The organism is Aneurinibacillus thermoaerophilus (assembly GCF_019603355.1).
GTDB lineage: Bacteria > Bacillota > Bacilli > Aneurinibacillales > Aneurinibacillaceae > Aneurinibacillus > Aneurinibacillus thermoaerophilus.
In genome coordinates this window covers 2,199,467-2,211,814 of record NZ_CP080764.1, presented here as the reverse complement: position 1 = coordinate 2,211,814, position 12,348 = coordinate 2,199,467, and the positions used below count along the sequence as shown (strand labels likewise).

13 protein-coding genes are annotated in these 12,348 nt (G+C 45.5%); all 13 read left to right on the top strand.

From position 1 onward, the window contains the following. Genes fliP through K3F53_RS11485 form a run of 13 tightly spaced genes read left to right on the top strand, consistent with a single transcriptional unit; the run spans position 1 to position 12,345 of the window. Positions 1-747: a flagellar type III secretion system pore protein FliP gene (gene fliP / locus K3F53_RS11545; protein WP_082706168.1), complete on the top strand. Its 747-nt coding sequence runs from the start codon at positions 1-3 to the stop codon at positions 745-747. Positions 748-763: 16 nt separating this feature from the next. Further along, on the top strand, positions 764-1,033 hold the full coding sequence (fliQ, locus tag K3F53_RS11540; protein WP_057898419.1) for a flagellar biosynthesis protein FliQ: 270 nt from the start codon (positions 764-766) through the stop codon (positions 1,031-1,033). A gap of 7 nt (positions 1,034-1,040) precedes the next feature. Beyond that, on the top strand, positions 1,041-1,820 hold the full coding sequence (fliR, locus tag K3F53_RS11535; RefSeq protein WP_057898420.1) for a flagellar biosynthetic protein FliR: 780 nt from the start codon (positions 1,041-1,043) through the stop codon (positions 1,818-1,820). Continuing rightward, on the top strand, positions 1,817-2,905 hold the full coding sequence (flhB, locus tag K3F53_RS11530; RefSeq protein ID WP_057898421.1) for a flagellar biosynthesis protein FlhB: 1,089 nt from the start codon (positions 1,817-1,819) through the stop codon (positions 2,903-2,905). Before fliR ends, flhB begins: the two co-directional genes overlap by 4 nt. Positions 2,906-2,927: 22 nt before the next feature. Next, positions 2,928-4,961: a flagellar biosynthesis protein FlhA gene (gene flhA / locus K3F53_RS11525; RefSeq protein WP_057898422.1), complete on the top strand. Its 2,034-nt coding sequence runs from the start codon at positions 2,928-2,930 to the stop codon at positions 4,959-4,961. Continuing rightward, complete coding sequence (gene flhF / locus K3F53_RS11520; RefSeq protein ID WP_057898423.1) at positions 4,961-6,196, top strand: flagellar biosynthesis GTPase FlhF; 1,236 nt, start codon at positions 4,961-4,963, stop codon at positions 6,194-6,196. Before flhA ends, flhF begins: the two co-directional genes overlap by 1 nt. Continuing rightward, positions 6,193-7,074, top strand: a complete 882-nt coding sequence (locus tag K3F53_RS11515; RefSeq protein WP_057898424.1) for a MinD/ParA family protein — start codon at positions 6,193-6,195, stop codon at positions 7,072-7,074. Before flhF ends, K3F53_RS11515 begins: the two co-directional genes overlap by 4 nt. Before the next feature lie 22 nt (positions 7,075-7,096). After that, a complete protein-coding gene (locus K3F53_RS11510) occupies positions 7,097-8,236 on the top strand; it encodes a protein-glutamate methylesterase/protein-glutamine glutaminase (RefSeq protein ID WP_091259629.1) in 1,140 nt (379 codons plus the stop codon). Positions 8,237-8,251: 15 nt separating this feature from the next. Further along, on the top strand, positions 8,252-10,327 hold the full coding sequence (locus K3F53_RS11505) for a chemotaxis protein CheA (RefSeq protein ID WP_057898425.1): 2,076 nt from the start codon (positions 8,252-8,254) through the stop codon (positions 10,325-10,327). Between the two features lie 13 nt (positions 10,328-10,340). Then, positions 10,341-10,817, top strand: a complete 477-nt coding sequence (locus K3F53_RS11500; RefSeq protein ID WP_057898426.1) for a chemotaxis protein CheW — start codon at positions 10,341-10,343, stop codon at positions 10,815-10,817. A 4-nt stretch (positions 10,818-10,821) separates the two neighbouring features. Beyond that, positions 10,822-11,439 carry a chemotaxis protein CheC gene (locus K3F53_RS11495; protein WP_057898427.1) on the top strand — a complete coding sequence of 206 codons (618 nt, stop codon included), beginning with the start codon at positions 10,822-10,824 and terminating at the stop codon, positions 11,437-11,439. Next, positions 11,436-11,918: a chemotaxis protein CheD gene (locus tag K3F53_RS11490; protein WP_057898428.1), complete on the top strand. Its 483-nt coding sequence runs from the start codon at positions 11,436-11,438 to the stop codon at positions 11,916-11,918. Before K3F53_RS11495 ends, K3F53_RS11490 begins: the two co-directional genes overlap by 4 nt. A gap of 1 nt (position 11,919) precedes the next feature. Continuing rightward, positions 11,920-12,345 carry a hypothetical protein gene (locus K3F53_RS11485; RefSeq protein ID WP_057898429.1) on the top strand — a complete coding sequence of 142 codons (426 nt, stop codon included), beginning with the start codon at positions 11,920-11,922 and terminating at the stop codon, positions 12,343-12,345. Positions 12,346-12,348: the final 3 nt, after the last annotated feature.

The window sequence follows — 12,348 nt, the reverse complement described above, 5'->3', positions numbered from 1 at the left end:
ATGGGTATATTTGTGAGTCTGGCTACGCTCTTTATATTTTTTCTTCCCGAACATAGCGCCGCCGCTCAGGTATCGATTCCCGGGCTGGATATTAAGATAGGAGCATCTGACAAACCGGAAGATGTATCGCTGACATTGCAAATTCTCTTATTATTTACTGTTCTGTCGATCGCTCCTTCTATTCTTGTCATGATGACTTGCTTTACGAGAATCGTGATCGTGCTTTCCTTTACTAGAACGGCGCTGTCCACGCAGCAGGCGCCACCGACACAAGTATTAATTGGGCTTGCTCTGTTTTTAACGTTTTTTATTATGGCGCCGACGTTTTCCCAGGTGAATAGCCAGGCGTTGCAACCATATTTCAAAAAGCAAATTACTCAGGAGCAGGCGATTGAACGGGCGGTACTTCCCTTTAAAAATTTTATGGTGAAACATACAAGAGAAAAAGATTTAAAGCTTTTTCTTGATTATGTGAAGTCCCCAAAGCCAAAAACGGTAAAAGACATTCCTTTAACTGCTCTGGTGCCGGCCTATGCGATTAGCGAATTGAAAACCGCGATGCAAATGGGATTTATGATATTCATCCCATTTCTCGTGATCGACATGGTTGTAGCGAGCGTATTGATGGCCATGGGAATGATGATGCTTCCACCAGTTATGATTTCACTTCCTTTTAAAATTCTATTGTTTATTTTGGTCGACGGTTGGTACCTTGTCGTAAAATCGCTGTTACTAAGTTTTCAATGAGGTGAAGGGATAGGATATGTCACAGGAGTTTATTATTTCACTTGCGCAAAAAGCTGTATTTACGGTTCTGCTAACAAGTGCGCCTCTTGTAGGTGTGGCGCTGATTGCCGGGCTCATTATTAGCATATTCCAGGCTACAACATCCATTCAGGAAGCGACGCTGGCATTCGCCCCGAAAATTGTCGCTACACTCATTGCACTCGTTATTTTTGGACCGTGGATACTGAGTCATATTCTGGAATTCACCTCAAATATACTATCGAACCTCTACAAATTTATAGGATAACGAAAGTATGCAATTGCTAGAGTTGTTGCCTGCGTTTTTGCTTGTATTCGTTCGGCTTACTGCTTTCTTTGTAACAGCACCTATTTTTTCGACAAGAAGCATTCCGGCCGTATTCAAAATTGGTCTTTCTTTTTTTATTGCTTTTATCGCTTTTCCGCTTGTGAAAGCGAATCATGTGATTCCGGTTGACTGGACTTATGTATATCTTGTTATAAAAGAAGTGCTAACCGGCCTATTGCTTGGATTTCTTGCAGCCTTGTTTCTGGCTGCCGTCCAGGTAGCGGGTTCCATTATTGATATGATGCTGGGATTGGCAATGGCGTCGGTCGTTGATCCGCTAACGGGAACACAAGCACCATTGATGGGAAACTTTAAGTACATTCTTACGATGTTATTTATTTTATCGGCAAATGGTCACCATTTATTAATTCAAGGTGTACTGTCAAGCTATCAAGTTGTGCCGCTGGATCGTTGGTTTAGCGGGATGAGTGATGGGACATTGTCCACGTTTTTGATCGAGAAGTTTTCATATATGTTCATGTCGGGAATGTTGCTGGCCGCACCGTTGGTAAGCTCTTTGTTTGTCATTGATCTTGCGCTTGGCATCATGGCGAAAACGGTGCCGCAAATGAATATTTTTGTAGTGGGGATGCCGGTCAAAATTCTCGCAGGCTTTCTGATTCTGGTTGTTGTTTTTCCGGGTTACTTTTTTGTTATGACCCGCCTTCTGGAAGTATTGTTTTCCGCAATGGCACGCATGATCGAAATAATGGGGGCAGTTCCATGAACACGATTCGCTTTCAGGTAGACTTGCAGTTTTTTTCAGGGGAAAAAACCGAGAAAGCAACGCCGCATAGACGGAAGAAAGCGAGAGAAGAAGGACAGGTTGCCAAAAGTCAGGAAGTGCCTGCCGCCCTTGTTCTGTTCAGTTTGTTTTTGTTTTTACTCTTTATGGGCAAGAGCATGGGAGATAGAATCTATCAATTTTTTCAAGCTTTTTTTAATAGGTATTTGTTATTTGAACTTACTGAAGAAACAACGGAAAAATTAATGACGGAGATGGTATACCAAGCTGCGCTGATGGTCTGGCCGATTTTTTTGATTTCCATGGCCATTGCTTTTTTTGCGAATTATCTTCAGTTTGGTTTATTGTTTACCACAAAGCCTTTGCAACTGAAGCTGGATAAGCTTGACCCGATTAAAGGAGCAAAAAGAATTTTTTCGTTGCAGGCTCTGGTTAATTTAATCAAATCCATTCTAAAGGTCGTGTTTGTTGGAATAGCAGTATGGCTGGTACTGTGGGCTGGCAAAGAGGAATTATTGACGCTGGCGACTAAATCCGTAGGGGACATGCTGACCGTTGTAGGAAAGCTTACACTGCAGATGGGATTTATGGTCGCCGGGTTGCTCGTTGTTTTATCCATCCTTGATTATATGTATCAAAAATTCCAATACGAAAAGCAGCTTCGCATGTCCAAGCAGGATATTAAAGATGAGCACAAAATGATAGAAGGCGACCCGCAAATTAAAGGAAAGATTAAACAGAAGCAACGTGAAATGGCTATGCGGCGCATGATGCAGGAGGTGCCAAACGCTGACGTCGTAATCACGAACCCGACGCACTTTGCAGTGGCGCTTAAGTATGATGGAACCACAATGCAGGCGCCGACTGTGGTGGCGAAAGGACAGGATTTTGTTGCGTTGCGAATAAAAGAGATTGCTGAACGGCACGAAGTTGTGACAATAGAAAACAAGCCGCTTGCGCGCGCATTGTACGCGCAAGTAGAAATCAACCAGCAAATTCCTGAAGAATTGTTTCAGGCGGTAGCTGAGATTTTGGCTTACGTCTACAGAGTAAAAGGAAAAATTTAAGGAATGAAAGGGGGAGAAAAAGATGAATCGCAAGGATTTACTTGTTATGGGATTTGTTATCTGCGTCGTTATTATGCTTGTTATTCCCATGCCGAATCCTCTCCTCGACTTTCTTTTAATCATTAATCTTTCATTGTCTCTAACGATTCTTTTGGTGGCAATGAACACTAATGAGCCCGTTCAATTTTCGATCTTCCCGTCCTTGTTGCTGATTACGACGATTTTTCGTTTGGCGTTAAACGTTTCGTCAACGCGTAACATCTTATCGCTAGGGGAAGCGGGAAATGTCATTGAGGCTTTCGGCTCGTTTGTGATCAGCGGGAATGCAATTGTCGGCTTTGTCGTTTTCTTAATTTTAACATTGATTAATTTCATGGTTATCACGAAGGGCTCGGAGCGTGTCGCTGAAGTGGCGGCCCGTTTTACGCTTGACGCGATGCCCGGAAAACAGATGGCCATTGACGCTGACTTGAACGCTGGTGCGATATCGGACGCGGAAGCGCAGGCGAGACGGAAGAAAATCAGTCAGGAGTCCGAATTTTTCGGCGCGATGGACGGTGCGACCAAATTTGTCAAAGGTGATGCGATTGCCGGCATTGTTATTTTTATTATCAATATTATCGGCGGACTTGTCATAGGGATGGTTATTCATGGGATGGATTTTGCCGAAGCAGCCAAAACCTTTACCTTGCTTTCGGTTGGTGACGGCTTGGTGAGTCAAATCCCCGCTTTGCTGTTATCCACCGCGACAGGGATTATCGTAACCCGTGCGGCATCGGAGGATAATATCGGCGATGATCTAATGAAGCAAATGCTTTCTTATCCGCGATTATTGTATGTGGTAGCGGCCACTGTCGCTTTGATGGGAATCTTTACACCGATTGGCGTGTTGCGCACGTTTCCGGTGGCAGGGGTGCTTGCATTTGGCGGATTTCGCCTGCAAAAAAGCATAAGAGCAAAAGAAATCGAACTCGAGTCTGTGCCGGAAGAGGCGGATATGGAAGATGTGCGCAGTCCGGAAAGCGTGGTGAGCCTGCTCTATATCGACCCGATTGAGTTTGAATTTGGTTACGGGCTGATTCCGCTTGCTGATGCGAATCAGGGAGGGGATTTGCTTGACCGGGTCATTATGATTCGCCGGCAATGTGCGCTTGAACTCGGTCTTGTCGTGCCTGTTATTCGCATTCGCGACAATATCCAGCTACGCCCGAACGAGTATGTGATTAAGATAAAGGGGAATCAGGTAGCACGCGGCGAGATTATGCTTGACCACTATTTGGCAATGAGCCCTGGGATTGATGACGAATCCGTTGTCGGAATTGAAACGGTTGAGCCAGCCTTTGGATTGCCGGCTCTTTGGGTAACGGAAGAAGTAAAAGAGCGCGCGGAAATGGCCGGTTATACGGTGGTTGATCCACCTTCTGTAGTAGCTACGCATCTTACCGAGATCATTAAGCGGTATGCGCACGAACTGCTGAACCGTCAGGAAACGAAGGCGTTAATTGACAATGTGCGTGAGACCGCCCCTGCTTTGGTAGAAGAGCTAATCCCGAACATTATGGGGGTTGGAGATGTACAAAAAGTACTGCAAAAGCTGCTGAAAGAGAAGATCTCGATTCGCAATTTGCCGACCATTCTCGAAACACTGGCAGATTACGGTACATATACGAAAGATACAGATCTGTTAACGGAATATGTACGTCAGGCACTTTCGCGGCAAATTACGCTACAATTTGCTAACCCGGGTGAACCCCTGCAAGTCATTACCGCGGGTCCAAGTTTGGAAAAAGCGATTTCTGATTCTATCCAGCAGACGGAGCAGGGGAACTATATGGCGATTGATCCAGATACGTCGCAACGGATTTTTAACGCTTTATCCGAACAGGTAAACCGTATGCTCCAAATGGGTCAGCAGCCGATTATTTTAACTTCGCCGGCCATTCGCATGTATTTGCGCCAATTGGTGGAGCGAATGATGCCGGAAGTCCCTGTTTTATCTTATAACGAATTGGAGCCGCAAATTGAAATTCAAAGCGTAGGGGTGGTGAGCATCTAATGCGCGTAAAAAAATATGTTGTTAATTCGATGGCAGAAGCGCTACAGCAAATCCGAAGCGATTTGGGCAAAGACGCGGTCATTCTTACTACAAAACCCATCAAAACAGGTGGGTTTTTAGGTATGTTTCGCAAGCGACAGCTTGAAGTGATCGCCGCTATCGAGCCAGAGGAAGAAAAGGGGGCCGAGCGTTCCCAAAAAACAATGTTGTCGCCCTCGAAACATTCCAGGCTTTCTACGCCCGTTCCAGCAACAAAAGAAGAAACAGGAGAAAAAGCGCCATTTTCCGCTATTCTTCAAACGGCGGCTTTTCGGACGCAAAGCGCATCAAACCATGATCGGAAAAAAGAGGAGCAGGAAAACCGCGTTTCGCGGGAGTTGGACGAGATGCGAAGCATGCTGTGGAAACTTGTGATGGCGGATACAGCCGGAGCTTCGCTTCCTAAGCCCTTTCTTCCTATTCGTCAACGCCTGATAGGTCAAGATGTTGCGCAAGATATCGTAGGCTTGATTTTCGAAAAAGTAATAAAAGAATTGGAACTGGAAAAGTTGCAAGATGAACGGCAGGTGCGCCAAAAAGTAAAAGAAACGATTATTGATATAGTAAGGGAAGCCAATTCCGCCCATGGACCGCTCCGAGATACGACTGCATTTGTGAATGTTGTCGGACCGACCGGAGTGGGAAAAACGACGACACTGGCGAAGCTGGCCGCGGAAAGTGTACTTCGGGACAAAAAAAGGATTGGAATGCTCACATCTGATACGTATCGGATGGCGGCTGTGGAGCAATTGAAAACATACGCCAATATTTTAAATGTGCCGCTTAAAGTCGTTTATTCACCGGAAGAGCTAGCTACTAGTGTGGAGCGTCTTGCCGGGTGTGATTTACTATTTATGGATACCGCAGGACGCAATTACCGTAATAAAGAGTATGTAGATGAAATTAACAAGCTTTTACAGTCCCCTTTGCCGAGCGAAACGTTTCTTGTGTTGAGCCTGACTGCTAAACATGGCGATCTGGAAACTGTTGTTGAAAGTTTTAAAGAAACGCGGATTGACAAGGTGATTTTTACGAAAATCGATGAGACAGGAACGTATGGCTCGATCCTGAATTTGGTGGTAAAGTACAAACTCGCTCTTTCTTATTTTACGACAGGACAAAATGTACCTGATGACATTGAAATCGCAACCCCGGAAAAAGTGGCGACCATGCTTTTGGGAGAGTTATGCGAATGAGTGATCAGGCACAGCGCTTAAGGGAGAAACTTAGCGTACGCTCAGCCGCGTCCTCAAGCTATTCTTCCAAAACGGCAAAAACAAGGGTGATTGCGGTAACAAGCGGAAAGGGCGGAGTGGGAAAATCGAATGTTTCCCTTAACTTTGCTTTGTGTTTACAGCAAAAAGGGCAAAAAGTTGTGCTTTTTGATATGGACGTAGGGTTCGCTAATATTGATGTGTTAATGGGTATTTCGACCCGAAGAAATATTGTCGATTTAATAGACAAGAGGCTCTCTATTTGGGATATTATTGAAAGAGGGCCTAATGACCTAGAATTTGTTGCTGGCGGATCGGGACTCTCGCAAATTTTTGAGCTTGACGAGATAAAATTACATTATTTTTTCGAACAATTAACCCATTTGCACGGATATGCTGATACAATTATTTTAGACACGAGTGCAGGTATGTCCAAAGACACGCTTCGCTTTTTGCTCGCTGCGGATGAAGTGATCCTGGTCACGACTCCTGAACCGACTGCCATAACAGATGCTTATGCTTTGGTTAAAATGGCGCATAGCCAAAAGTATGATATTCGCTTCAACATTGTGGTTAATCGTGCGGTAGGCGGGAAAGAAGGGAAAGTGACTGGAGAAAAATTAGTGCTTGTAGCCCGGGAATTTCTAAATTTAGAAATGAACATGCTTGGCTTTATATACGACGATGTTCATGTTTCAAAAGCGGTAAAAAAGCAGCAGCCTTTTTGTCTTGCTTACCCTCGAAGCAAAGCGGCGAACTGCATTCGAAACTTGACAGAAGCATATCTTACGGGTGGCAAAGAGGCAAACACAGAAGGGATGAAAGGGTTTATTTCACGGCTACGGGTGTTATGGAAATAAAGCAGAAGGGAGGGAGCATGCAGTGTATCCAATTCGAGCTGTCGTTGTCGATGACTCAGCTTTTATGAGAAAAATAATCAGCGATTTGCTTGCGGGAGATCCCGATATTCAAGTAGTGGGAAAAGGGCGCAATGGCTTGGAGGCCATCGAGTTGGTAAAAAAGTTGTCGCCTGACGTGATCACGTTAGATGTGGAAATGCCGGTGATGAGTGGGATTGAGGCGCTTGAGCAAATTATGAAAGTTTCTCCTCTTCCGGTTGTCATGTTGAGCAGCCTTACACAGCACGGGACAAGTGAAACCATTCGCGCCCTTGAAATGGGAGCGGTTGACTTTATTTCTAAGCCGTCTGGAGCCATTTCCCTTGATCTGCACAAGATAGGCGCAGAGATTGTACAGAAGGTGAAAGAGGCAGCGGGTGTAAAAGTTTCCCGGCTTATTAAGAGTGAAATAGCGCCGCTTCGTGTGTCCCCCTTGCTTCGGTCAGGCGGTCAGCACCATCCGGGTTCTGTCTTAGCTGAAAAAGAAACGGTTCGAGACGACAACGAGAAAAAAATATGGCATGCAGAAGATGGAAGAAGAAATGTGCATAATTTGGTAGCGATCGGTACTTCTACAGGAGGGCCAAAAGCGCTTCAGGTGCTATTGCGTGATTTTCCCCGCGATTTTAGAGGAGCGGTGGTAATCGTCCAGCATATGCCCCCTGGTTTTACAAAGTCGTTGGCCCAGCGTCTGAACTCGTTGTGTGAAATTGAGGTAACAGAAGCGGAAGATAATCAGGTTCTTAAGGAAGGTCACGCGTACATCGCGCCTGGAAACTATCATATGGAAATCAGGCAACGTACTGATGGAGAGCTGTACATATCGCTGAACCAATCACAGCCGCGTGGAGGACACAGACCTTCTGTTGATATGTTGTTTGAATCCATTGCACGCATCCATCATCCCGCTAAATACGCCATTATTATGACGGGAATGGGAAGCGATGGTACAGCAGGGTTAAAAAAGTTAAAAGAAACTGGAAACTGTACTGTGATTGCTCAGGATGAATCAACATGCGTCGTATTTGGTATGCCAAGGGCTGCCATTCGAGCTGGAACGGTTGACATTGTAGCGCCGCTTCATGAAATTTCTGTCCAGCTTATGCGGTGTTTAAGCAGTTAGGGAGGGGGATGGTTTATGGAAATGAATCAATATTTAGATATGTTTATTGAAGAATCAAAAGAACACATTCAGGCGATCAATGACAATTTGCTCGTATTGGAGAATGAGCCGGAAAATGTAAATTTGATCAACGAAATTTTTCGCTCTGCTCATACGTTGAAGGGAATGGCGGCTACCATGGGCTTTGAAGATATGGCGGCCCTTACTCATGAAATGGAAAATGTGCTTGATCAGGCTCGGAACCATAAGCTTGTACTTAACACGGACATTATGGATGTGATTTTTCAGTGCGTAGACTTATTGGAAACGATGTTGTATTCCATCGCGGGAGGCGGTGACGGAAAGGAAGACGTATCTCGTGTTGTTTCCGCGCTTAAAGCGATTCTGCGGGGAGAGGCGCCAGGAACTGCGCAGAAAAATACAGGCGAACATATCGTGACGACCGGGGAAACAGCCGCCACAACGGAGGTAGTTGCAGCGCCCAGTCACTATAGCTTGGATGCCTACGAAATTACAGTCATTGAGCAATCGATTCAGTCGGGATTTTGCGCCTATTGGATTAAAACGTTAATTCGGGATGATTGCGTGTTGAAAGCGGCGCGTGCGTATATGGTATATGACGGTTTGGAATCGCTCGGGGAAGTCATCAAAACGACGCCTCCCGTCGAAGAAATTGAAGAAGAAAAGTTTGATAAGTCGTTCGAAATCGTTCTGATCAGCAAAGAACCACGCGAAAAAATAGAGCAAACGGTAATGAACGTATCAGAAATCGAAGCGGTAGAAGTGGAAGTTATTGACCTTGCAGCCCATAAGGTAGAGAAAAGAAAGCAGGAAGAAAAGCAGGTATCAGCAGTCACGGCTGCACGGACGGCACGAAAAGGGGCGGAAAGTATCAAAGAAGAGAAGACGTCGCAGACGCCCGTACTGAAAAAAGCAGCAGCAAGTAAGACCATTCGTGTCGATATTGAGAGGCTTGATGTATTAATGAACCTGTTTAGCGAGCTGGTGATCGATCGCGGCAGGCTGGAGCAGTTGGCTCGCGAATCTGGACAAAGTGCCCTGATGGAAACGGTGGAGCACATGAGCCGTATTAGCGGCGACTTGCAAAATATCATCCTTACGATGCGCATGGTGCCGGTGGAGCAGGTGTTTAATCGTTTTCCGCGCATGGTTCGCGATTTAGCGAAAGAATTAAACAAGAAAATCAATCTCGAAATTGTCGGTGCCGAAACAGAGCTTGACCGTACCGTTATTGATGAAATTGGTGACCCCCTTGTTCACTTGTTACGCAATTCTATTGACCATGGCATTGAATCGGTGGAAGAACGGCGCGCGGCCGGTAAGCCAGAGGAAGGGTTAGTACAGCTTAAAGCGTATCACAGCGGCAATCATGTATTTATTGAGGTAAAGGATGACGGCAGAGGCATTAATCGCGAAAAAGTGCTGAAAAAAGCGATTGAGCGCGGGATTGTGACAGAGCAAGCGGTAAGCTCTTTTTCGAATAAGCAAATCGATGAATTGTTGTTTGCTTCTGGTTTAAGCACAGCGGACAAAATTTCCGATGTTTCCGGTCGCGGTGTCGGGCTTGACGTTGTAAAAACAAAAATCGAGTCGCTTGGCGGTTCATGCAGCGTCGATTCAACCCCTGGAGCAGGAACTACATTTTTGATTCAGCTTCCGCTTACGTTGTCTATTATTTCGGCGATGCTTGTGCAGGTGGAAGATGAAAAATTTGCTGTACCTTTAAGTTCCATTATCGAAACGGCCATCTTTTCGCCAGATGAAATTATGCATGCACATCAGCAGAACGTCATCGATTTTCGCGGGCGGATTGTGCCGCTTGTTTCGCTCAAGTCGATTTTCAACATTCCGGATAACGGAAAGCCGAAAGAAAGTGACATTTCGGTTGTTATTGTACGCAAAGGGGACAAAATGGCCGGACTTGTTGTAGATTCTTTTATCGGTCAGCAGGAAATCGTATTGAAATCGCTTGGCAAATATCTTACGAATGTCTTTGCCATTTCCGGAGCGACGATTCTTGGGGATGGTCAGGTAGCCCTTATTATCGATTGTAACGCCTTAATTAAATAGAGGAGGAATAACCATGCTGGATCATAAAGATATTGAAGAAGAAATTAAAGTGATCGTGTTTCGTCTAAAAGATGAAGAATACGGGGTCGAGGTGGGTCAGGTTAAGTCTATTGAACGCCTTGAACATATTACCCGGGTTCCGCGTACGCCGCATTTTGTTAAAGGGGTCATTAATTTGCGCGGCGTTGTCACTCCGATCGTCGACTTGCGCCGCCGCTTTGGTATTGAAGAAACCGCTTATAACGAGGCGACGCGGATCATTATTGTGGCTGTTGGGGAAGTGGAAGTTGGTTTGATTGTTGATTCAGCAAATGATGTTATTGATATTCCTGTCAATGCGATCGAGCCGCCACCGGCAGTGGTCGGAGGCGTTGAGGCGGTATACTTGCGCGGTGTGGCGAAGCTGGATCGCCGTCTGCTGATTCTTCTTAATCTTGATAAAGTATTAAGCACTGAAGAAATCAAGCAACTGGAGAATATTGAGGCATAGGGCGATGAAATTCGAAAGTTTTGGTGATTTTCAGCTTGATGTCCTGCGGGAAATAGGGAATATCGGGGCCGGGAATGCGGCCACCGCTCTTTCAAAGCTGATTTCAAAAGAAATTGATATGCAGATTCCGCAGGTGAATATTATTTCTTTTGACGAAATTGCAGATGTTGTCGGCGGAGCGGAGGCACTTGTCGTGTGCGTATTTTTGCGGGTGTTAGGAGATGTCCCGGCCAGCATGTTTTTTATTATCTCTATAGAATCGGCCAAAAATTTAATGAAAGAACTGCTGGGAATGGAAACAAAGGAAGAAGGCTCTTTCGATGATATGGAACTGTCCATGCTTAACGAAATCGGCAATATTCTTGCTGGTTCCTACTTATCCTCATTGGCCGATTTTACGAACCTGAACATGCAACCGTCAGTACCGGCGGTTGCCATTGATATGGCCGGTGCAATTTTGTCTTATGGTTTGCTTGAAGTTGGTTACAGTGGAGATTTTGCCCTTACTATTGACACGGCCTTTTTTCAGGGGAATGAAGAGATATCCGGTCACTTCTTTCTCATTCCTGATCCAGACGCTTTCTCTCGACTTTTCCAGGCGCTAGGGGTTCCTTTTGAATGAATATTATTAAAGTAGGTATGGCGGATTTAAACGTGGCAAAATCTCCAGATCGGATTCGCACGACAGGTCTAGGCTCCTGTGTAGGGGTTGTATTGTTTGATGGACAGAACAAAATAGGAGGTATGGCTCATATTATGCTTCCTGATTCCTCTTTGAGCAAAGGGCCGCTAAATGTGGCGAAATACGCGGACACGGCCATTCCAAAATTAATAGAAGATATGGAAAGAGCGGGAGCAAATCGCCGCAAGCTGGTGGCAAAGCTGGCCGGAGGAGCGCAAATGTTTGCGTTTTCTGTTGCGAGCGATACCATGCGAATTGGCCCACGCAATGTGGAGGCTTGCAAGCAGGTGTTACATGAGGCACGTATTCCAATTGTTGCCGAAGATACGGGAGGAAATTGCGGGCGTACGATTGAACTAGATAGCTATACCGGTATTTTAAACGTTCGTACGGTAAATCAAGGAGTAAAGGAATTGTAATATGCGGGTAGGTTCAATAAAATGGAACTTTATTGTTGCGGGAATGATCGGCGGTTTCACGCTATTGTTTTCGCTTATGAATAACCTCTTTTGGGAGAGCCTTTTACGTTCTCTGCTTGCTTTTTTGCTATTTTTTCTTCTTATGTTTTTGTTTCGTTATCTAGCAGGTAAAGCCGTCGGCAAAGAAGCTTTGCAGCATATCCCTTCGGAGACAAAAGGACGGCACGTAGATTTGATAACGCCGGAAGATCTTGAATATGAACGCAGTCAGCAGAGCGGTGAAGACGAGAGCCGGGAGAAGCAACCGTCCCGGGCGGACTTTTCGCAATTCACCGCTACTGATTTCCCCACCATTACGCGCAGCAACAGGGAAAATATCAACCCGGAAGAGATCGCGCGGGCTCTGCGTGTATTCTCCGATGAATAGAAG